Annotated in this window: 20 protein-coding genes; 5 read left to right on the top strand and 15 right to left on the bottom strand. The window is 70.8% G+C overall.

Features of this window, described 5'->3' with window-relative positions:
• The first annotated feature begins 425 nt into the window (after positions 1–425).
• On the top strand, positions 426–1,094 hold the full coding sequence (locus OHA34_RS26910) for a hypothetical protein (protein ID WP_285938792.1): 669 nt from the start codon (positions 426–428) through the stop codon (positions 1,092–1,094).
• A 136-nt stretch (positions 1,095–1,230) separates the two neighbouring features.
• Positions 1,231–1,716 (top strand): WXG100-like domain-containing protein, encoded by a 486-nt coding sequence (locus tag OHA34_RS26905; RefSeq protein ID WP_329519279.1) that lies wholly within the window; start codon positions 1,231–1,233, stop codon positions 1,714–1,716.
• 45 nt (positions 1,717–1,761) lie between these two features.
• Here the strand turns inward: OHA34_RS26905 and OHA34_RS26900 are convergent, their stop codons facing one another.
• The 11 genes from OHA34_RS26900 to OHA34_RS26850 form a co-directional block, all read right to left on the bottom strand.
• On the bottom strand, positions 1,762–2,157 hold the full coding sequence (locus OHA34_RS26900; RefSeq protein ID WP_329519278.1) for a hypothetical protein: 396 nt from the start codon (positions 2,155–2,157) through the stop codon (positions 1,762–1,764).
• 170 nt (positions 2,158–2,327) lie between these two features.
• The gene (locus tag OHA34_RS26895; RefSeq protein WP_329519277.1) at positions 2,328–3,635 is read right to left on the bottom strand and encodes a S8 family serine peptidase; all 1,308 of its coding nucleotides are present in this window, start codon (positions 3,633–3,635) and stop codon (positions 2,328–2,330) included.
• 96 nt (positions 3,636–3,731) lie between these two features.
• Positions 3,732–4,976, bottom strand: coding sequence for a WXG100 family type VII secretion target (locus OHA34_RS26890; protein WP_329519276.1), 1,245 nt, complete (start codon positions 4,974–4,976; stop codon positions 3,732–3,734).
• 220 nt (positions 4,977–5,196) lie between these two features.
• A complete protein-coding gene (locus tag OHA34_RS26885) occupies positions 5,197–5,640 on the bottom strand; it encodes a hypothetical protein (RefSeq protein ID WP_285938797.1) in 444 nt (147 codons plus the stop codon).
• A 135-nt stretch (positions 5,641–5,775) separates the two neighbouring features.
• Positions 5,776–6,063 carry a WXG100 family type VII secretion target gene (locus tag OHA34_RS26880; RefSeq protein ID WP_285938798.1) on the bottom strand — a complete coding sequence of 96 codons (288 nt, stop codon included), beginning with the start codon at positions 6,061–6,063 and terminating at the stop codon, positions 5,776–5,778.
• A 40-nt stretch (positions 6,064–6,103) separates the two neighbouring features.
• Entirely contained in the window at positions 6,104–6,379 is a 276-nt protein-coding gene (locus OHA34_RS26875; protein WP_285938799.1) for a WXG100 family type VII secretion target, read from the bottom strand.
• Positions 6,380–6,697: 318 nt separating this feature from the next.
• Complete coding sequence (locus OHA34_RS26870; protein ID WP_285938800.1) at positions 6,698–6,988, bottom strand: WXG100 family type VII secretion target; 291 nt, start codon at positions 6,986–6,988, stop codon at positions 6,698–6,700.
• 78 nt (positions 6,989–7,066) lie between these two features.
• Complete coding sequence (gene eccB, locus OHA34_RS26865; RefSeq protein ID WP_285938801.1) at positions 7,067–8,509, bottom strand: type VII secretion protein EccB; 1,443 nt, start codon at positions 8,507–8,509, stop codon at positions 7,067–7,069.
• 33 nt (positions 8,510–8,542) lie between these two features.
• Complete coding sequence (gene eccD, locus OHA34_RS26860; protein ID WP_329519275.1) at positions 8,543–9,940, bottom strand: type VII secretion integral membrane protein EccD; 1,398 nt, start codon at positions 9,938–9,940, stop codon at positions 8,543–8,545.
• Between the two features lie 555 nt (positions 9,941–10,495).
• The gene (locus tag OHA34_RS26855; protein WP_329519274.1) at positions 10,496–10,828 is read right to left on the bottom strand and encodes a hypothetical protein; all 333 of its coding nucleotides are present in this window, start codon (positions 10,826–10,828) and stop codon (positions 10,496–10,498) included.
• Entirely contained in the window at positions 10,825–11,271 is a 447-nt protein-coding gene (locus OHA34_RS26850; RefSeq protein ID WP_285938804.1) for a YbaB/EbfC family nucleoid-associated protein, read from the bottom strand. The genes OHA34_RS26855 and OHA34_RS26850 overlap by 4 nt, the downstream gene beginning before the upstream one ends.
• A 331-nt stretch (positions 11,272–11,602) precedes the next feature.
• On the opposite strand from OHA34_RS26850, the gene eccCa reads away from it, so the two are divergent.
• Together eccCa and OHA34_RS26840 are read left to right on the top strand one after the other, a co-directional pair.
• Entirely contained in the window at positions 11,603–15,574 is a 3,972-nt protein-coding gene (gene eccCa, locus OHA34_RS26845; protein WP_285938805.1) for a type VII secretion protein EccCa, read from the top strand.
• Positions 15,575–15,578: 4 nt separating this feature from the next.
• On the top strand, positions 15,579–16,058 hold the full coding sequence (locus tag OHA34_RS26840) for a YbaB/EbfC family nucleoid-associated protein (RefSeq protein ID WP_329519273.1): 480 nt from the start codon (positions 15,579–15,581) through the stop codon (positions 16,056–16,058).
• 52 nt (positions 16,059–16,110) lie between these two features.
• On the opposite strand, the gene OHA34_RS26835 is transcribed toward OHA34_RS26840, so the two are convergent.
• The 4 genes from OHA34_RS26835 to OHA34_RS26820 are packed head-to-tail and all read right to left on the bottom strand — an operon-like array spanning position 16,111 to position 19,000.
• Positions 16,111–16,746: a hypothetical protein gene (locus OHA34_RS26835; RefSeq protein WP_329519272.1), complete on the bottom strand. Its 636-nt coding sequence runs from the start codon at positions 16,744–16,746 to the stop codon at positions 16,111–16,113.
• A gap of 3 nt (positions 16,747–16,749) precedes the next feature.
• Positions 16,750–17,379, bottom strand: a complete 630-nt coding sequence (locus tag OHA34_RS26830) for a hypothetical protein (protein WP_329519271.1) — start codon at positions 17,377–17,379, stop codon at positions 16,750–16,752.
• A gap of 25 nt (positions 17,380–17,404) precedes the next feature.
• Positions 17,405–18,643: a hypothetical protein gene (locus OHA34_RS26825; protein ID WP_329519270.1), complete on the bottom strand. Its 1,239-nt coding sequence runs from the start codon at positions 18,641–18,643 to the stop codon at positions 17,405–17,407.
• A 48-nt stretch (positions 18,644–18,691) separates the two neighbouring features.
• Positions 18,692–19,000, bottom strand: a complete 309-nt coding sequence (locus OHA34_RS26820) for a hypothetical protein (RefSeq protein ID WP_285938810.1) — start codon at positions 18,998–19,000, stop codon at positions 18,692–18,694.
• Positions 19,001–19,189: 189 nt separating this feature from the next.
• On the opposite strand from OHA34_RS26820, the gene OHA34_RS26815 reads away from it, so the two are divergent.
• Positions 19,190–20,365 carry a S8 family peptidase gene (locus tag OHA34_RS26815; protein WP_329519269.1) on the top strand — a complete coding sequence of 392 codons (1,176 nt, stop codon included), beginning with the start codon at positions 19,190–19,192 and terminating at the stop codon, positions 20,363–20,365.
• Positions 20,366–20,367 lie beyond the last annotated feature (2 nt).

The raw sequence follows: 20,367 nt of genomic DNA, 5'->3' as shown, positions 1-20,367 counted from the left end.
CAACGCCCGCCTCCGGATACCCGCGCACGGTCGTCCGGAATGCCCCACTGGGCCTGTCACCAAACGATTCGGCGCCGAATATACGGACGATCCTGGCTGACCGGTCGCTACCGACACAGGTACGCTTACCCGACCTTGATGTGAAAACGATATCTTCCCCCGCCTACCAGCATGGAGCCATGATGAACCCCCCTGAATGGCCTGGTCAGGTACCGCCCGGCCAGCCGGGATTCCCGCCGCCGGCCCCGTCCGGCCCGCCGTACGGCCAGCCCGCCTACGGACCGGGCGGCCCCGTCGGACCAGGTGGACCGGGCGGCCCCATCGGACCGGGCGGGCCGATGGGCCCCGGCGGACCGATGGGGCCGGGCGGGCCCGGCTTTCCCCCGGGACCGCCCCCGCCTCCCCGCGGCGGCGGCAACGGAGCGGTGATCGGCGTCCTCATCGGCGGGGGGCTGCTGGTCCTGGTCGTGATCGCGGTGGCCGCGTTCGTGATCCTCGGTGACGACGACGGCGACGGTAAGCGGCGCCGCACCATCGCCGTGCCGACCTACTCGGCGGCCCCGAGCGAGCCCGGGTCGCCCTCCGCCGCGCCGGGCGACTCCGGTACCGGCACCGGGATCGGCGGGGTGCTCACCTCGACGATCACGACCGCGGCCGGCAAGACCTTCACCCGCGTCGGCACCCGCACCGCCTCCTGCACCTCCCGCGCCGACGCCGACCTGGCCAAGGCCCTGAGCGGGCGGTCCTGCGTGGAGGACATGCAGTCGGCCGTCTACGCCACCTCCGACCGGACCATCATCACGGTCATCTCCATCCTGAAGTTCTCCGACGCCTCCACCGCCAGCGAGGTCAGCGACGCCACCAGCGAGGGCGCCAACCCCGAGCTGCTCACCCCGTCGACCAACAGCGGCATCCCGCACCTGGACCGCAAGCCGACGTCCTGGGTCCGCAGCTGGACGCAGGGGCAGCACGTCGTCTACGCGCAGTCGTACTACGCCAGGGGCACCGAGCCCGGCAGCCGCACCGGCGTCGTCTACACCACCGCGGGCGAGCTCGGCCTCAAGGTCACCAGCTCGCTGATGAGCGTCAACTGAGCCCGCGCCGCGCCGTGACCGAGCGTCTGATTCGCCACGGATCGAGTGGTAATGCTTCCGACGCTGACGAGAACGGGACGGGGCGCGCGCCGGCGGCGTGGCTCCTCGGCTGAACGGCAGGTGACGAGCGTTGGGGATGCAGCTTCCAGGTGAACTGATCGGCCTTCTGGGGATGCTGGGCTACACCTGGCCCGAGGCCGACGAGACCAAGCTCTTCGAGATCGGCTCGACGTGGCTGGAGTTCGCCGGGACGGTCCAGGGCGTGGCGTCCGAGGCGGGCTCGGCCGCGCAGCAGGTGTGGTCGGGCAACCAGGGCCAGGACATCGACGCCTTCCGGAAGGCGTGGGGCGAGGACGACGCCCCCGCCGGCATCCTCCAGGACGCCGGCACCGGCGCGATGGCGGTCGGGGCGTGCTTCTTCGTGTGCGCCGCGATCGTGCTGGCGCTGAAGATCCAGGTGATCGTCCAGCTGGTGATGCTGGCGATCGAGATCGCCCAGGCCGTCGCCACCGCCGTGGTCACCTTCGGCGCCTCGCTCGCCGAGATCCCGATCTTCAAGGAGATCACTGGGATGATCATCGACCTGCTGATCGACCAGGCCATCGGCGCCCTGCTGGGCTGACCCGCGCCGAACGGCGACGGGATCCGGGCACCCGCACAGGGGGGACTAGCCGCCGCCGTTGGCCTGCTTGGCGCACGCCATCGAGTCCTTGTTGGCCTTGTCGGGGTTGGTCACGTTCTTGGGCGCGACACCGAAGTCGCCGGGCTTCGGGTCGTCGACGGTGTGCCCTTTCTTGCGCATGCACGCCGCCACCTTGACGAGCTTCTGATACGACTTCTTCTGCGCCGGGGTGAGCGATCCCGTTCCCTTGGCGCCGCCCGCGGCGCCATTCCCGCCCGCATTTCCCGGGTTGAGCTGGCTCGGCTGAATGGTCTTCGGAGCAGCAGCGGCGCCGCCACCCGCCGGCTTGGCGGCACCCTTCTTGTCATCCGATCCGCCGCACGCGGTCACGCTGAGCGTGAGCGCGAGAACGGCCGCGGCCAACACCGGGAGCTTCTTCACAGCACTACCTCTCTGGGGGGAAGGTATTACTTCGCGTAGAGCATGGTACTGCGCCACTCTTGTCCATGCTTGCACTCTCGACACACGATCCCACCCGAAGTGATGATCTTTATGACGAAGAAACCCCGCCGTTCTTGTGAAGAACGGCGGGGCACTCACGTCAATTCAACTCAGCGATAGCCGGGCGGCGGACCCTGCCGACCGGGAGGCCCTCCCCAACCCGGCGGCGGCCCGCCCGGCGCCTGCCCGCCCGGATATATCCCCGGCGCCGGTGCGCCCGGTCCCTGGGGCGGCCCGCCCCTGCCCTTCCCCTTCCGGGCGAAGAGCACGACGATGAGGACGATCACGACGAGCAGCGCGGCACCGGCCACCCCGATGATCAGCAGGGTGCCGGAACCACCCTCCTCCTCCTGCGGGGACGAGGACGCCGCTCCCCCCGGCTTCCGCGCCGTGCCCTGCGCCCCCTTCGGCTGCGTCTTGGCCCACCGGTCGTAGGCGGCGAAGACCGGGTTGGGCGCGCTCGGCGGAACGTTCGCGCTCATCGCGTCGCCCGGGATGACGACGCCGGCGCCCGTCTGGTCGTCCTTCCCGGGCGGCCCCGCGTCCTTGGCCGTCGCGATGAGCCGCTGCGCGACCTCGCGGTTGGACAGCCGCGGGTTCTTCGACCAGACCAGCGCCGCCGCGCCGGAGACCAGCGCCGCCGCCTGGCTCGTCCCCGAGAACCCGGCGTCGAAGGAGCCGTTGGGGCGGACGATGCCGACGTTGGCGCCGGGGCCGGCCACCGCCACGTAGGGCTTGCGCTGCGTCTTGGGCCAGGCCCGCTTCCGGTTGTCGATCGCGCCAACCGTGAGGACGCCAGCGCACATCCCCGGCGACAGGCTTCCGTTGGTCGAGCCGCCCTCGTTCCCGGAGGCGGCCACCACGAGCGAGTCGTGCTGGATCGCGTAGCCGATCGCCTGCTGCACATCGGCCGGGCACTTGTCGAACGGCGCCGGGTCGCCCTGCGAAACGTTGATCACCTTGGCACCGTGGTCCGCCGCGTAGCGGACCGCCTCGGCGGTGGAAGGCCCGGACGCGACCACCGGCAGGACCTTCGCCTCCGGTGCGACGCCGACGTACCCCGAGCCGGCGCCCTGGCTGACGATCAGCGCGGCCATCGCCGTGCCGTGGCCCTCGGGGTCGGTGTCGGAGCGGCCGTCCCCGCTGCCGCCGGACCAGTCGTCGGCGAGCCGGAAGTCCTTGCCCGGCACCACCGCCGGCCGAAGGTCGGGGAGCCTGGTGTTCACGCCCGAGTCGATGACCGCGACGGTGACGCCTGCTCCCTTGCCGGCCGGCCAGACCTTCTGCTGGATCTGCCAGGCCGCGAACCACCACTGCTCGTTCCGGGGTCCCGGGGTGGCCCCGGCGGGAGCGGCCACGCTCAACGCCAGGATCGAGCTCGCCCCGGTCACCGCCAGGATCCGCGTCAACCGTCGCACTGCACACACCCTCACAAACGAAAGCGGCGCGAGTGGCCCGGACGGATCCGGGCCACTCGCGCCGACGCGAACATCGTCACGGCATCGACCTCAGGGTCAGCCGATCACAGGCGGGGAGGTGTCGCCGTCGCTTCCGCCCCAGACGTCGTCGTCCTCGTGAAGCCAGGTGCTGCGCTCGTTCTCGTCCTGGCTGCCGCCGCCGCCACCGCCGCCGCCACGGCCGCCGCCCATACCGCCGCCCATACCGCCGGCACCGGCTCGGCCCGCGCCCATGCCGCGGCCCGCTCCCATCCCGGCACCGGGCATGCCGCCGGCGAGACCGCCGCCGGGCATGCCACCGCCGGGGCCGCCCCCGCTGGGGGGAGTGCCGCCCAGGCCGGAACGCCCGAAGGGATCGCCCGTGCTGGGCATGGAGGGACCGTCAGAGGGCGGCATGCCGGCCAAGTCGGTGCCGCTGCCGCTGCCGGGAATCCCGCCACCACCGGGGTAGCCGCCCGCGCCGCCGGGGACGCCGCCACCGGGGATACCGCCGCCGGGGATCCCATCGCCCGCGCCACCGGGAATGCCGCCACCGGCACCGCCGCCGGGAATCCCGCCACCGGGAATGCCGCCGCCCGCGCCGCCGCCGGGGATGCCGCCGCCGCCACCGCCGCCGGGAATCCCGCCACCGGGTCCGCCGCCGGATCCGCCGCCGGGGTTCTGTTCGAACTTGCCGCCGCCGGGGTTCGGCATGTCGGTGGTGATCTCTTTGGGGATGTAGATGTCGTTGGTCTGGACCGTCCGCTCCTGGAGCCCCTTCATGTGCTCCTTGGCGAGCGTCTTCTCCTCGCTGTCCCACCAGCCGGTGAGGTCGCCGACGACGTCGGAGACCTTCTTGCCGGCGACCGCCATGACCCCGCCGGCAGGGCCGGCGATCGTGGCGCCCGCGGCGAAGACCGTCGCGTCGTTGTAGCTGAAGTTGGGGATGGCGCCGCCGCCGGGGGCGTTCTGCTGGTACCACTCCAGCTTCTCGGCGTGCTGCGTGAGCGCCGTGCCGGTCTCGCCGTAGCGGGCGTTCATCTCCTTGCCGGTGGCGTTCAGGCGCTGCATCTGCTTCTGCGTAGCGTCGGCGTCCGGGCCCTTCCAGGCGTTGGCCAGCCCGATCGCGTGGGTGCGCAGAAGCCCTGCCGTCGTGTCGAACTTCGCGGCGGCGTCGGTGTAGGCCTGGCCTCCCAGACGGACATCCTGGGGCTTGGCCGCCTGGAGGATCCGCTTCATCTCATCGAGGTCGCCGTCCCACTCCGCCGGCTGGCCGGCGGCGACCCGGATCGGTGTCGTCTGGGGCCTGCTGTCAGCAGTCATCGTCCCTATCCCGTTTCGTCATCGCGATTAGTCCGGACGGAGCTCTAGGGCCTGTCTCAAAGTGCCTCGGCCGTAGCGCGAGCGCGTTATCTGGCCGGTGGGGCGAAGCCGGAGGCGAGCCTCACCGGTCAGATCGCGAAGCGATGTCGCGCTCGCCCAAGCCAGGTCGGTGTCCGAGCCGCCAGGCGAGGACGCCGGGCCGGGCGTTTGTAAGCACAGCCTAGAACGCGGTCGTGTTGCCGTTGTTGGAGCTCGAGGTGCCGGAGGTGGAGACGCCGTTGGCGGTGGCGGTGTTGTTGGTCTCCATGTCCTCGTAGTTCTCGACGGCCTTCTCCAGGGCGTCGATGACGGACTTGTAGCTGGTCAGGAACGAGTTGTACTGGGTGTTGAGGTTGCTGTAGGCGGCCGAGGTGCTCGCCTGGAGGCTCTGCGCGGCGGGGTAGTCGCCCAGCTGGGCCGTGGTGATGTTCCCGTTGGACTGGATGTCGTTCAGGGTGCCGCTGCCGTCGCTGTAGGCCTCGTAGTCGTCCCGGAGGATCTTGAGGATCTTCTTGACGTCGTCCTTGTCGATATCGAGCTCTTTGCCCGAGGCCAGTCCAGGCCAGGACGGGTCAAGGGAGAAGCCCCCGTATCCGCCGCCTCCACCGCCTTCGTACGCAACCATGTCAGCCTCCTGCGGGCCGAGCCGGCCCGCTGCCTGTTCCCTCTGTCGACAACAACCGGGGGGCCGGACTCCCGGCCCCCGTCGTCTCCCCCGTCCGGCCGTCCGGATCCGCCCGGACGGCCGGTCCCGGCCTCGTCAGCCGATCAGCTGCTGGTTCGTCCGAACCGTGCTCTGCCCGGTCTCGGACGAGGAGTTGATGACCACGCCGAGCTGGTTCATGACCTTGCCGATGTCGGCCGCGGCGTTGTCCCACTCGCGCTTGGCCTGCATGTAGCCGTCCTTGGCGCCGTCACTCCACTGCCCGAGCTTCTGCTCGATCGACTTCTCGAGGTCGTTGAGCTCCGACTCCATGGCGGCGTACTTCTGCTGGAACGCGGCGTATGCCTGCTGCATAGCGCCGAAGTTCATCGAGCTGTAGCTCATAATTCCTCCGTACCTGCGTGTCTGGGCATCGGGTCAGTGGTCAGAGGAGACCGGCGATCCGGTTGACTTCCTGCTCCTGCTGGTCCTCGCTGGCCTGGTAATTGATCTTTACCTGGACGAGCGTCTCGTGGAGGCGGTTCAGCGCCTGGAGGACCTTGTCGAGGTCACCGTCGAACTCGGTGTAGACCTTGGTGAAGGCGCTGGAGGCGGCGCCCTTCCACATGCCCTGGAGCTGCTGGTGCTCATTGCCCAGGTCGCTCTTGATCTTGTTGAGCGTCTGGCCGGCCTCTTCGACGCGCTGCGCCGCCTGAGCCATTTCATGTCTGTCTTGTGAAGACGTCTGACCCATCAGTCACCCTTTCCACATACGTCTGCGATGTTGTGAGATGCGGCGAACGCCACGAAGGTTCCCGGGCAGATGGATCTTTCTCAGGAGCCACATCACACCCGGCGGATGGTCCAGCCACGGCCCGACCACACTAGGCAAAAGCCACATCTATGGTCGATCTACCCAAGGGGTCCAGCCAATCCCGGTCACCGACCCGTGATCGATCCGTGACCGCGGCGTCCACCCGTCACACCGGCCGCCCATGACACTCCGACCCCGCGAGTCACCCCTGGGATACCGAGTGGGTCAGGCCCAGATCTTGGAGTTGGCCTGCTCCGCCTTCTTGTAGTTCTCGCTCGCCGTCCGGATCGCCTCGGAGAACTCCTTGACCGCCTTGGCCTGCTCCTTCGCCGCCGCGTCCCACTTCTTCTTGGAGTCGAAGTAGGCGTCGCGGGCGTCGTCCTCCCACTTGGCCAGGGTGGTCTGGAGATCGCCTTCGAGCTCGTCCAGCAGCTCGACCATCTCGCTGTTCTTGCTCTTGAACATCTCCTCGGCCTTCTGAAGCGCCGAGTAGGTCACGCCGAACGCCTCGCCCACGCTCTCCTCCTCCGTCTCCCCTGCACCAGCCAGGAGAATATCCAGCCGATCAGGACACACCATGATTTTTTTACGCGATTAGTGACGCACGTTCCCGGCCGTGTTGGCCTGAGGCGGGTTCTTCGGATCGAGCACTTCCAGGCCGGGGCCCTGGGGCAGCAGGCGCAGCAGGTCGGCCGGCACCGGTGTCGCGTCGCTGTCCTTGCCCGGCCCGATGGTGTAGCCGAGCGCCTTGGCCGCGTCCGCGTTCTTCAGCGGGTACTTGCGGCCGTCGTCGCCGATGAAGCTGAACGAGTTGGGCGCGCCGGCCTGGCCGTTGCTCGCCAGGGCGCTGGCCACCACCCCGCTGCCGGGCGGCAGGACGACGCTGTCGACACCGATGCCGGTGCCGGCCGCCTGCGTCGTCGGCATCGGCAGGTCGGTGCCGCCGCCGGTGGTCAGACGGGGCGTGACCTTGCCCCCGCCGCTCTCCTTGTAGACCACGCAGAGGGCCTCCTTCGGGTCGTACCGCACCACCGAGACCCTGGTCTCGGGCAGCCCGTTCGCCGGGATGCTCTGCCGCTGGCCACCACCGGTCACCATGCTCGGCTGGATCGCCGACGCCGGCGGCATCGTGGCGTACGCCCGGGTCGACTGGATCAACTGCGCCTGCGCCCAGGTGATGGACGCGAAACCGTTCTGCCGCAGCACGTACCAGTCGTCGTTCTCGCCCTTCTCGACGAAGTTGACCTGCCCGATCCGGCCCTTGACGCCGTTCGGCGTCTGGACCTGCCGGCCGAAGCCGGCGATCTGCGGCGCCGAGTAGTCGGGCCCCTGCGGCAGCGCGTTGACGAAGGTCGGCGAGACCGGGGCCGGGGTCGGGGAGCCCAGCACGGTCATGCCGCCGGGGCTCACCTTCATCCGCAGGTTGTTCCAGATGAGCCAGTTCTCGTTGGCAGCGGCGACCACCACCCCGGCATCGTCGGCCAGCACCCGGCCGCCCACCTCCTTGCCGCCGACCATCGACACGACCGGACGCGGCACCCCGGACGTGCCCGTCGCGGTGCGGACGCAGACCGACCAGGGGCCCTTCACCAGCCGCTTGGCCTCGGGGATGGAGTCGGGCGCCCCGGCGATCCCGATCATCGGACCGCGCGGGAACCTGGCGATCGACTTCGAGGACACCGACTTCTGCTTGCCGCCGCCGCCGACCGCCAGCTTCGCCGAGGCGTAGTTGGCCACCGGGCAGAGCACGTTGTCCTTCTGCCCCTGCGGGATGCACCAGACGAAGCGGGTCCCGGTCTGCTTGTCGATGAGCAGGGTCTGCGGGTCGTCCAGGCCCTTGCCGCCCCCGCCGACCAGGATGCCGGCGATGCCGAAGCCCGCTGCGACCAGGACGGCGACCATGATTCCCGAAAAGGTGCCGATGTTCAGCCGCTTCAGCGGCTGCTCGGGGAAGTCCGGCTCGCCGAGGATCAGGGCCTGCGAGGCGCGCTGGGTCATCAGCCGGTGCGCCTGGAGGAGATCTCGTTTGGTCTGCATCTACCCGTGCCTCTCCCTCACCCGTCCGCGTGGTCAGCCCGTGAGCCCGCGCGCCCACTCGAAGACCCCGGCGACCCCGAGCGCGAGCGGGATCAGCGCGACGACGAAGAGGATCTCGACGATGTCGCCGGCCCGGCCCCAGAACGGTGTCAGCCGGTTCTTCGGCAGCCATATGCCGACGCCGACCGCGATGCCGGAGACGACCAGGGTCGGCAGCAGGATCCCCCCGAGCAGGAAGACCTGCGAGTCGAGGCCGAGCGCGGTGCCGACCGCCAGGACGGCCAGGCCGAAGACGCCGGGCACCAGCATCCAGAGCTTCTGCGCGCGCCCGCTGAACATCCGCGCGCGCAGCAGCAGCGCCAGCGCCAGCACCACGCACATGGCCGGGGCGACCCAGCCGCTGGCGAACGCCAGCGGGATCGAGGCGCCCATCGCGGTCAGGCCGAGCCCGGAGACGCCGCCGGTGACGAACCGGTCGGCGGCGGCGGTGCGGTCGAGGACCTGCTTGCCGTCCACCATCAGCGTGTCGCGGCGCAGGTCGTCGGCGCTGTTGGGGACCGGCGGGAGCTTGACCCTGGCCAGCTTGAACGCCACGCCCGGCAGCAGCGGGGTCAGCGCGAGCGCCACCGACACGGTGATCGCGGCGATGCCCGCCGAGTCGAAGTCCAGGACCAGCGACAGCCCGGTGGTGATCGCGCCGAGCAGCGCGGCGACGGACACGCCGTAGAAGACCGGCAGCCCGTCGGCGATGGCGACGCCGCAGATCGTCGCGGCCAGCACGACCGCGCCGAACCCGGCCAGCAGGTTGAGCGAGTCGAGGTCGGTCAGCGCCTTGTCCTGGGCCGGGCCGAGGAACCCGGCGAGGAAGGCGTACGGCAGCGCCGCGTAGCCGAGCGCCGCGCCCGCCCCCGCGTCGCCGGCCGCCCGCGACAGCGCGACGGCCGCGATGAGCAGCAGCACCGCCACACCGCCGGCGGCGATCGCGGGCACCAGCCAGGACGGACCGGTCAGCAGCAGGGTGATCGCGCCGACGACCAGGCCGGTGACGCCCCAGCCGAGCGCGAAGGTGCGGGCGGACTCGGGCCGCCAGCGTCCGGGGCGGTCCTTGACCCCGGTCGCGACGACGTCGGGGACGTCGTCGAAGGCGAGGTCGGGCAGCTGCGCCATCCGCGGGCGCAGGTAGATCAGGTCACCGTCGCGCAGCCCGACCTGGGCCGGTGTGGCCGCGGGCTGGAACGGCGCCTCGTCGATCTTCTGTAAGACCCAGCCGCCGTGCGCGAGGCCCGCGTCCGCGAGATCCTGCCCGGCGTAGTGCAGCATCGTGGGGTAGAGCTCGGCGAAGGTGGCGTCGGCGGGCAGCGCGATGTCGACCCTCCGCTGCGGTCCGACGACCGTGATCCGGCAGAGGTCAGCTCCGGGGGGCGCGCTCACGACTTCCTCGCAAGTAATCCGTTGTGGGGGTAATGAAGCCGCCATGCGCGGTTGCACGCGCGCTGCCTCGTTCACCCTTGTGCTGGTCAAGACCCTAGATAATGCAAATCCCATGAACCCTGGGCAACGTTCACGTGACGGATACGACCGGTTGGGCACTGTTCCATATCGATCGGCCGATCGCACCCTGATCTTCCTGCCGCCGGACGCCGGACGGCGCACCGGCCCGCCCTTTCGGCGATCTCGCCCGGGGTGGTAGACGAGCGATCGGCGACCGAAGTTCATGGAGTCCGCGCTCCGATTCGATCTACGTTCGCCGGGGCGGCGCGGATGCCGGTGCGGCCTGCGCCAGGTGCGTTCGGCGAGCACGGCGGCGTTCCGGCCCAGCACATTCCACGCATCGCGATGCGGCCCATTGGCACAGGGACATGACACCCGTGCGGGTGCGGGAGAAAAGGTCCGGCAAGACGCACCGAATGTGCGCCGCCGGCGCGGACCAACGGCCACGGGGCGGGAGCCGGCCGCGCCGGGACGACCCCGCCGGGCCCGTGCCGGTCAGCCGTTGAGGGCGGTGGAGATCGACGTGATCTCGCCGACCATCTCCTCTTCGGCGCGCTCGTGATTGTCGGCCATCTCCATCAACTTCTCGCCGAGCGCCGCCAGGTCCTCGGCCGCACCGCTGAACGACTCTCCGGCCTTGGTCTGCACCGCGGTGTAGGACTCGCCGATCAGCATCCCGATGTCGTCGCCACCCCAGGGGGCGCCCATGCCCTCGACGCCGGACACCAGGTTCCGCCACTCCGCCGCCAGCCGCTCGCCCGCCGAGGCCAGACCGCTCGCGGCGGCCCGCAGCGTCTGCGGCCGGACGGTGTACCCGTCCGCGGTCACCGGCGGCCTCCGATCTTGGAGATCGTGTCGCTGAGCGCCTGCGTGATCATCTCCATCTGCCGCATGCCCTCGTTCTGGACCTGCTCGACCTGCCGGCCGAGGGCCTCGACGTCCGGCGCCCCGGCGGCGGCAGCGGCGGCTCCGGCGGAGTTGGCGCGCAGGTCGTCGAGCGCGGCGTTCACCGCGAGCACGAGCTGCTCGCCGAGCTCGGCGGAGGCCATCCGCATCGCGCGCGGGTCGAGTTCGACGCTCTTGAGCCGGCCGCCGACGGACGCGGTCGCCTTCACCCGGCCCTCGGCCGCCTCGCCGACGCCCTGGACCGCCTCTCCCTCGGCCGCGGGATCCGCCGGGGCTGAGCCGGACCGCATGGACTCGAGCGTCCGGCGCGCCTCGGACAACATGGAGTCGAGATCGGCCGCCGAGAAATCCGCCAAGACGGTCATCCCTCCGTGTGAACAACATGGGTCTTAACGGGATCATAACGAGCCGAAAGCCTTCGGGGCCGGGGAGCTCGGGATCCGCCGGGACGCCGGGGAGACGGCTCTGACCAGCCACTTGGGACCGAAACGACCTCGGAATGCCCGAAATACGGCCCGGGGCGGCAGTAGTGGGGGGCCTCTACCATTTGGTCGATTCGGTGAAGAACACGGGAACAGATGACCCTGGTGCACCGGGGTCACCCCCGGTCAGGGTGACGGTCCGGCCGGGGTGTGAGGTGACCGGCCCAGGCTCTGGCCTGACCTGGCCAACGGGTCCGCATGGGAGGAAGCGAACGTGAGCACGGTTGTCGTCCGGCGCCGGGAGCGACGGAAACCCCCGGCCCTGCCACGGGGTGAGGTTCTGCTGGAGTCCCCGCCAGAGCTGCCCGAGGTCGTCCCGCAAGGTTTCCAGGCGGTGCTGACGTACCTGCCGATGCTCGCCGGCTCGGGTGCGATGGTCTTCATGATGGTCGGCCGCGGGGGCGGCACCATGCAGTACGTCGCGGGCGGCATGTTCGCCGTCTCCATGTTCGGCATGATGCTCGGCCAGGTCGGCCGCGGCAACGGCGAGCGCAAGGTCAAGCTCAACAACGAGCGCCGCGACTACCTGCGGTACCTCGGCCAGGTGCGGCGCCGCGTCCGCGCCGCCGCCAAGCAGCAGCGCGAGGCCCTGGAGTGGGGCAGCCCCGACCCCGAGTCGCTGTGGTCGCTGGTGATGAGCGCGCGGCTGTGGGAGCGGCGCCCGCCGGACGACGACTTCGGCCAGGTCCGCGTCGGCACCGGCGCGCAGAAGCTGGCCGTCCAGCTCGTCTCCCCCGAGACCAAGCCGGTCGAGGACCTCGAGCCGATGAGCGCCGGCGCGCTGCGCCGGTTCATGCGCACCCACGCCAACGTGCCGAACCTGCCGATCTCGGTCTCGCTGCGGTCCTTCTCCCGGATCGTCCCGCACGGCGACCCCGAGGCCGTCTACGGCATGGTCCGCGCGATGATCACGCAGATCGCCGCGTTCCACTCCCCCGACGACGTGCAGATCTCGATCTGCGCCGCGCGCCAGCGGCTGCCCTGGTGGCAGTGGGTCAAGTGGCTGCCGCACAACCTGCACCCGACCGAGCACGACGCGGCCGGCCAGGTCCGGCTGACGAGCGAGAGCATGGCCACGCTGGAGGCGATGTTCGGGCAGGCCGTCAAGGACCGGCCCCGGTTCACCCCCGGCATGTCGCAGGACGACCTGCCCTACCACATCATCATCATGGACGGCGGGCAGGCGTCCTACGACTCCCAGCTCGCCGCCGACGGCATCGAGGGCGTCTGCATCATCGACCTCACCGGGTCGACCGCGCCGACGCACGAGTCGACGATGCTGCGGCTGGAGGTGCAGAAGGAGCAGATCGCGCGGCTCACCAAGGACCGCACCGGCAAGGACGTCTACACCCGGATCGGCAAGCCCGACACGATCACTCTCCAGCAGGCCGAGGCGCTCGCCCGGCAGCTCGCGCCGCTGCGCGCCAGCGGCCTCCAGGGCCCGGAGGAGGACGCGCTGTCCTCCGCGACCACGATGACCTCGCTGCTGGGCATCGAGAACCCCTTCAGCGTCGACCCGGCCGAGGTGTGGCGGCCCCGCGCGCCACGCAACCGGCTGCGCGTCCCGATCGGCATCGACCCGGACGGGCGGCCCGTCTCCCTCGACATCAAGGAGTCGGCGCAGGGCGGCATGGGCCCGCACGGCCTGTGCATCGGCGCCACCGGCTCGGGCAAGTCCGAACTGCTGCGCACGCTGGTGCTCGGGCTCGCGACGACGCACTCGTCCGAGGTGCTCAACTTCGTGCTCGTCGACTTCAAGGGCGGCGCGACGTTCCTCGGCATGGACGAGCTGAACCACGTGTCGGCCGTCATCACCAACCTCGAGGACGAGCTCCCGCTGGTCGACCGCATGTACGCGGCGCTCGAAGGCGAGATGGTCCGGCGGCAGGAGTACCTGCGCTCGTCCGGCAACTACGCCTCGCTGCGCGACTACGAGAAGGCGCGCGAGCAGGGCGCCGCCCTCAAGCCGATGCCGACGCTGTTCCTGGTGCTGGACGAGTTCTCCGAGCTGCTGTCGGCCAAGCCCGAGTTCGCCGACCTGTTCGTCATGATCGGACGGCTCGGCCGGTCCCTCGGCGTGCACATCCTGCTGGCCTCGCAGCGGCTGGAGGAGGGCAAGCTCCGCGGCCTCGACACGCACCTGTCGTACCGGATCGGGCTGCGCACCTTCTCCGCGCAGGAGTCGCGGGTGGTGCTCGGCTCGCCCGACGCCTACGAGCTGCCGTCGGCGCCCGGCCACGGCTACATGAAGTTCGGCACCGAGTCGATGACCCGGTTCCGCGCGGCGTACGTGTCCGGCCCCGCCACCGAGGACCTCCAGCCCGCGCAGAAGAAGGGCAAGCAGCACCTCCGGCAGGTCGTGCCGTACATCCCCGACTACATCCGGCCGCAGGTCATCGACGAGCCCGGCCAGAAGGAGGAGCAGAAGGAGGAGTCGCAGGCGTCGCTGTTCGACGTGGTGGTCAAGCAGCTCGAGGGGCACGGCCCGCCCGCGCACGAGATCTGGCTCCCGCCGCTCGACGTCCCGCCCACGCTGGACGAGCTGCTGCCGACCCTCGCGGTCGTCCCCGGACTCGGGCTGACCTCGCAGAACGACGCCTGGCGCAACCGGCTGCACGCGATCACCGGCATCGTCGACCGGCCGTTCCACCAGCGCCGCGACCCGATGTACACCGACCTGTCCGGCGCGGCCGGCAACGTCGGCATCGCCGGGGCGCCGCAGAGCGGCAAGTCGACGATGCTGCGCACGCTGATCGCCTCGCTCGCCGTGCTGCACACCCCGCAGCAGGTGCAGTTCTACTGCCTCGACTTCGGCGGCGGCACGCTGGCCGCGTTCGAGGAGCTGCCGCACGTCGGCGGCATCGCGACCCGCCTCGACGCCGACCGGGTCCGCCGCACCGTCGCCGAGGTCACCTCGCTGCTCGAACAGCGCGAGCGCGAGTTCGCCGAGCGCGGCATCGACGGCATGGCCACCTACCGGCGGATGCGCGCCGCCGGCGAGATCCCCGGCGACGGCTACGGCGACGTGTTCCTCGTCGTGGACGGCTGGATGACGGTCCGCCAGGACTACGAGAACATCGAGCCGGTCATCACCGACCTGACCTCGCGCGGCCTCGGCTACGGCATCCACGTCATCGCCACGGTCAACAAGTGGTCGGAGTTCCGCACCATGATCCGCGACCTGTTCGGCAGCAAGCTGGAGCTGCGGATGGGCGACCCGTACGAGTCCGAGGTCGACCGCAAGCTCGCGCAGAACGTCCCCGAGGGACGGGCCGGGCGCGGCCTCACCCGCGACAAGCTGCACTTCCTGACCGCGCTGCCGCGGCTGGACGGCGACCCGAACGCCGAGAACCTCGCCGACGGCGTCCGCAAGTTCGTCGGCGCCGTCGCCGGCAACTGGCAGGGGCCGGGAGCGCCCAAGGTCCGGATGCTGCCGGCGGTGCTCCAGGCCGCCCAGCTCCCGTCGCCGGCCGAGACCGGGACGCGGATCCCGTTCGCGATCGACGAGGACTCGCTGTCCCCGGTGTACCTGGACTTCTCCCAGGAGTCGCACTTCCTGGTGATCGGCGACACCGAGTGCGGCAAGTCCAACCTGATGAAGACCATCATCGGCGGGCTGCTCGACCGGTACACCCCCGCGCAGGCCAAGCTGGTCTTCCTCGACTACCGGCGGGCGCTGCTCGACACCGCCGACACCGAGCACCGGATCGGCTACGCGGCCTCCTCCACGGCCGCCGCGTCGCTGGTCAAGGACGTCGTCGGCGCGCTGAAGGCCCGGCTCCCACCGGCCGACCTCACCCCCGACCAGCTCCGCGACCGGTCCTGGTGGACGGGCGCCGACCTGTACTTGGTCATCGACGACTACGACCTGGTCGCCACGTCCAGCAACCCGGTGACCCAGCTCGTCGAGCTGCTCCCGCAGGCCCGCGACATCGGCCTGCACGTCATCGTGGCCCGCGCGTTCGGCGGATCGGGCCGCGCGATGTACGACCCGGTCCTCCAGCGAATCAAGGAGATGGGCTCCCCCAGCCTGCTGATGTCCGGCAACAAGGACGAGGGGGTGGTCCTGGGCAACATCAAGGCCCACGCGCTGCCCCCGGGCCGCGGATACTTCATCGACCGCCGCGGCGGCACCCGGCTCGTCCAGACCGCCCACCAGCAGACCGCACCACCCCCGGAAAGGTAGACCAATGCCAGAGTTCAGCCTCGGTCAGGGCTTCGAGCGCTTCCAGCGCGACATGGAGCAGAACGTCGGCGACTTCTCCAAGATGCAGGACCGCATCAAGGAGGCCCTAGGGAAGGGCGAGGCGGCCGACGGCCGGATCGCCGCCGAGTTCCGCAGCGAGGGCGGCCTCACCAAGCTCACCCTGGACCCCCGCGTGTTACGGATGGGGACCGAGGAGCTCAGCGCGGAGGTGTGCAAGGCCGTCAACGCGGCCAGCCAGGACTTCCAGACGCAGGTCCGCGCGGCCGGCTCCGAGATGTTCTCGATGGGCCAGGACTCGGCGAAGGGGATGGACCCCGCCGCCGCCCTCGCCTCCCTCGACAAGATCGCCAACGGCTTCGCCGGCCAGATGAAGGACCTGGCCCGCGAGCTCGGCCTCCAGCAGCAGCGCGCCAAGGAGGCCATGGAGAACTACCAGGGCAAGGGCGACCCCACCGCCCGTTGACCCTTCTGCGCGGAGGCCCCCGGAACGAGCGTTCCGGGGGCCGGCGTGGTGGTCAGACTTGCGGGGTGGAGAGTTCCAGGGCCAGGGGGGCTGCGATGACGAGGGTGCGCAGGGGCTCGGGCAACTGCGCGTAGCGCTGCTTCAGGGTGAGGCTGCGGCGCTTCTGGGAGGTGGCCGAACGGCGGATCTCGATCAGGGCGACCTCGGTGCCCTGCGCGTCGGTGACGGTGCAGTCCTGGCCCTGGGCGCCGGCGCCGCCGGTGACGGTGCAGACGACCTGGTCGTAGCCGTCGTGGACGACGCGTTCCGTGGTCGTGCGACCGCCGCTGGAGAACGCCTTGAACAGGCTCTTCGCGCCGACCGGCCTGGTGGCCATGTGGCCGATCCGGGAGCCGTCGGGGGCGAGGACGGCGGGCCGGGTGAGCTCCGTCATCGGGTTCCCGGCACGGTCGACGAAGAACAGCGGGGTCTCGTCCGGTCCCTCCACCCGGACCAGGACCCGCGACTCGTCCACGGCGGCGTGCGGGTCCGCGTACGGGAGCGCGCCGCCGCCCCGCGGTTCGGGCCGCCCGGTCGGGACCCGGACGGCCCTGGCCAGCAGCTCGCCCTGCGGGCCGGTGATGACGTACGCGCGGTGGCCGGCGGGCTCGTCCATCGTCCAGATCGGGGCATCGTACAGACCGGCCATGGGTCAGCTCCGGCTCAGGTCGAAGGCGATCGGCGAGGCGATCACGAGCGTGCGCAGCGGGTCCGGTAGCCGGAAGGGCAGGTGCAGGACGTACCGGTCGCCGGACCACTGGTTCCGGGCCCGCTCCATCCGGGCGAGCTCGGTGCCGTCCGGGTCGGTGTACGCGCAGGCCCGCCCGCCGACCGCGTGGTCGATGACGCCGCCCACGTACGTCGGCTCCCAGGTGATGGAGCACAGCGGCGTGCCGCCGGCGTCGAGAAGCTGCTGCGCCTGGTTGAAGTCGCTGCGACCGCCGGGGAGGCGGCTCCGGCCCTCCAGGTGGCTCCGCGCGAACGCCGCTGTGTCCTCGGCGAAGCGGCCGATGAGCGTGCCGTCCGGCGCGACGATCGCGACCGGCGAGTCGGGGGCGCGGTCGACGAAGAACAGCGGGGCGCCGTCCAGGCCGCTGACCTGGACGACGACGCGGGCGTTCGCCGGGCCCGACCCGAACCGGCCGAGCAGGCCCTTGCGCGGACGCTCCCCGGCCGCCTGGACGCCGCGGGCGAGCGGGTTCTCCCGGGCGTCGCCGATCTCGTACTCCAGCGCGGCCGAGCGCTGCTCGATGATCAGCACCGGAGCGGCGAAGACGCTCAACGGCGGGCCGTCCGCCGCCCGGCGGTCACCGGTCCCACGGCGGCGCCTCGCTCTCGGACTTGGAGTTGCCGAGCACCGACTCGGTCTTGTCGCTCCACGTGGTCTTGCCGTCGCCGTCGACGGCGACGCCGTTGGTCGAGTTGTAGACGTTGCCGGTCTGGTAGGTGGCGCCGTGGTTCTCCTTGACCGACCAGCTGCCGTCGTCGACGCCGTACCTGCCATCGACCCCGCCGGTGGCGCCGTAGCCGTTCTTCTCGTAGCCGCCGTTGATGCCGCCGTACACCGAGTCGTTGCCCTTGGCGTCCTCTTCCCAGCCGACCTTGCCGCCGCCGGTCACGCCGGAGGCGGTGGTGTACTTGCCCTCGCCCTCCACGCCCATCCAGCCGCGATCGCCGTACTTGGCGTGCGCGCCGACCACGGCCGTGCCGCCGCCGGGGCCCTCGACGGTCGCGCCGGCGCCGACGTTCCAGGTGCTGTCGAAGTTGCGGTCGGCGTCGAGGTCGACGGCCTTGAGCGGCGTGCCCTTGCCGCCGCCCTCGATGTTGACGCCGCCGGTCCGGTTGACGTAGTTGAGGCCGGCGTTCGCCGCGTTCTGCCCGAGGTTGGCGAGCGCGCCGGCCGCGCCGGTGGCCTGCGCCTGCATGAAGTCGCCGAGGGCCTTGTCGTTGCCCTTGACCGTCTCGGCGATCGCGGCCACCATCGACCCGCCCGCCATGGTCGCGGCCCCGAGCTGGCCGACGCCGGCGAGGATGGCCGTGGCGACGTGCGTGACGGTCAGGCAGGTCGCCGCGATCGCCAGCAGCTCCGGGTAGGCCGGGGCGCCGACCACCGAGGCGAGCGCGGCGGCGGCGGCGATGGCCAGCACGCCGAGGAAGCTCCCCATCGCCAGCGCGAAGATCGCGTACGCGAACAGCGCGTAGGCGATCACGGTGAGGGCGATCCCGACCGCCATGCAGAAGACGTAGAGGACCTGGAGCTGGGAGCAGAACTCCTGGACCTTGGCCTCATAGCCCTTGCGGTCGTCGGCCGTCCAGTCCTGCCCGCCGATGGAGGCGACGCTCTGCTGGAGGTCCTCGGCGGCCTTCTGGACGAGGCCCGCTGCGTTCTGCCATTCGATTCCGGCCTTCTCCAGGTCGGTGGCCTTGCCGGTGGACGCCTTGAACTCGAAGTTGACCATGATGGCCGGCGCTAACACCAGCCCGGCCGCCATCGCCTCGGTGGTGGCGATGTTCATCATGCCGTCGGACGCCGAAAGCGCACTCATGTTCTGCCGTTCCTTCGCTGTGGTTCAGGGATGAAACAGGGTGCGCCGTCAGACCGTCCTGATCACGTTCGCGTTCTCCGCGCCGGTGTAGTTCTCGGCCGTGGTCGCGATGCCCTTGGCTAAGCCGTCGAGCATCTCCAGATGAGTCTTCAGGTCCTCGAACGCGAACTGGACGGCACCGGGGTAGGCCATCGAGGCCGTCGTGCAGGTAATGCTGAACGAGCCGCCCTCCAGGTTGTAGACATCGATGGTGTTCAGCGTGTCCCCGGCCTTCTGGAGGCTCGGCGCGATCTTGCTTTTGATCTCCTTGCCGTGCTGCTCGATCCGTCCGGGATTGATCTCGATCCGGTCGCCCATACTCGCCCCTCGTTCCGGTCCGCCACGCTCCGGCACACTTCATCCGATTCCGCGCCCCTGCCGCGCGGTCTCCGCGGCAGGATAGGACATATCACTCTCTTCGTGACGGACTTCAGTTGCCGGATATGCGGCACGCCTGATCCTTTAGAGTCGGTGAGGACCGGAGTGCGGCGGCATGGAGGCTTTCAGATGAGATGGACGGCGGTCGCGGTGGTGACCGGCGGCCTCGCGGCCCTGGTCGCCGTTCCCATGCCGGCGCAGGCCGCGGCGGGCTGCCCGAGCGCGCCCGAGTCCGGCGGGCTGGTCAAGAACCAGATCACCGACACACCGTGGGCGCAGAAGCTGCTCCCCCTCGCCGAGGCGCAGGAGAAGGCCGACGGGCACGGTGTGAAGATCGCTGTGATCGACAGCGGGGTCGACACCACCAGCCCGCAGCTCGCCGGCCAGGCCGTGCCCACCGTCGACCTCACCGGCACCGGCCGGCGCGACTGCGTCGGGCACGGCACCGAGGTCGCCGGCATCATCGCGGCCAAGCCGAAGATGAGCCTGTTCGTGGGCGTCGCGCCCGGCGCCCGGATCATCCCGATCAAGTACGCGGCGACGGCCACCAACAACGACGACCGGCTGCTGGTCAAGGGCATCGACGAGGCGGTCAGGCGCGGCGCGCAGATCATCAACATCTCGTCCGAGACGCACACCGACACCCCCGAGCTCCGGCAGGCGGTCACCCGGGCGCAGAACGCGAACATCCTGATCGTCGCCGCGGCCGGCAACGTCAACCCGAAGAAGGGCGGGTCGCCCACGCCGTCCTACCCGGCGCAGTACAGCGGGGTCCTCTCGGTCGGCGCGATCGCGCAGGACGGCCAGGTCACCCAGTTCTCCAACACCGCCACCCGGGTCTCGGTCATCGCCCCCGGCAAGGACATCCTCACCATCGCCCCCGGCGGCGGCTACATCGTCAAGGGCGAGGGGACCAGCTTCGCGACCCCGTTCGTCGCCGGCGTGGCCGCGCTGGTCAAGCAGACCCATCCGCGGCTGACCGCCGCGCAGCTCAAGCAGCGCATCGAGGCCACCGCCGACGGGCAGAAGGGCGCGGGCAGCGGCTACGGCGTGGTCAACCCGCTCGCCGCCGTCACCGCGGTGATCGACCCCAACACCCCGCTGGCGCCCGCACCCGAGCCCGGCTCGGTCCGGCTCGCGGTGGCCGACAAGCCCGACCCCGCCGTCCGCAACACCGCCCTCGGCATCGGGCTCGGCGGGCTCGGCCTCGCGGCCCTCGTCGTCGCGGGCGGGGTGCTGATCCCCGCGGGCCGGCGGCGCGGCTGGCGTCCGGGCTGGGTCACCCAGCAGCGCCGGGCCGACTGAGC

This window comes from Spirillospora sp. NBC_01491 (assembly GCF_036227065.1).
Classification (GTDB): Bacteria; Actinomycetota; Actinomycetes; order Streptosporangiales; family Streptosporangiaceae; genus Spirillospora; species Spirillospora xylanilytica.
Note: the sequence above shows the minus strand (reverse complement) of the source record. Positions and strands in the feature narration are given on the sequence as shown.

Bases quoted from the DNA above. Each gene is read 5' to 3' on its own strand.
- OHA34_RS26905 (WP_329519279.1), top strand. From the start codon at position 1,231: ATGCAGCTTCCAGGTGAACTGATCGGCCTTCTGGGGATGCTGGGCTAC.
- OHA34_RS26890 (WP_329519276.1), bottom strand. From the start codon at position 4,976: ATGACTGCTGACAGCAGGCCCCAGACGACACCGATCCGGGTCGCCGCC.
- OHA34_RS26885 (WP_285938797.1), bottom strand. From the start codon at position 5,640: ATGGTTGCGTACGAAGGCGGTGGAGGCGGCGGATACGGGGGCTTCTCC.
- OHA34_RS26880 (WP_285938798.1), bottom strand. From the start codon at position 6,063: ATGAGCTACAGCTCGATGAACTTCGGCGCTATGCAGCAGGCATACGCC.
- OHA34_RS26875 (WP_285938799.1), bottom strand. From the start codon at position 6,379: ATGGCTCAGGCGGCGCAGCGCGTCGAAGAGGCCGGCCAGACGCTCAAC.
- eccB (WP_285938801.1), bottom strand. From the start codon at position 8,509: ATGCAGACCAAACGAGATCTCCTCCAGGCGCACCGGCTGATGACCCAG.
- OHA34_RS26850 (WP_285938804.1), bottom strand. From the start codon at position 11,271: ATGACCGTCTTGGCGGATTTCTCGGCGGCCGATCTCGACTCCATGTTG.
- OHA34_RS26840 (WP_329519273.1), top strand. From the start codon at position 15,579: ATGCCAGAGTTCAGCCTCGGTCAGGGCTTCGAGCGCTTCCAGCGCGAC.
- OHA34_RS26835 (WP_329519272.1), bottom strand. From the start codon at position 16,746: ATGGCCGGTCTGTACGATGCCCCGATCTGGACGATGGACGAGCCCGCC.
- OHA34_RS26825 (WP_329519270.1), bottom strand. From the start codon at position 18,643: ATGAGTGCGCTTTCGGCGTCCGACGGCATGATGAACATCGCCACCACC.
- OHA34_RS26820 (WP_285938810.1), bottom strand. From the start codon at position 19,000: ATGGGCGACCGGATCGAGATCAATCCCGGACGGATCGAGCAGCACGGC.
- OHA34_RS26815 (WP_329519269.1), top strand. From the start codon at position 19,190: ATGAGATGGACGGCGGTCGCGGTGGTGACCGGCGGCCTCGCGGCCCTG.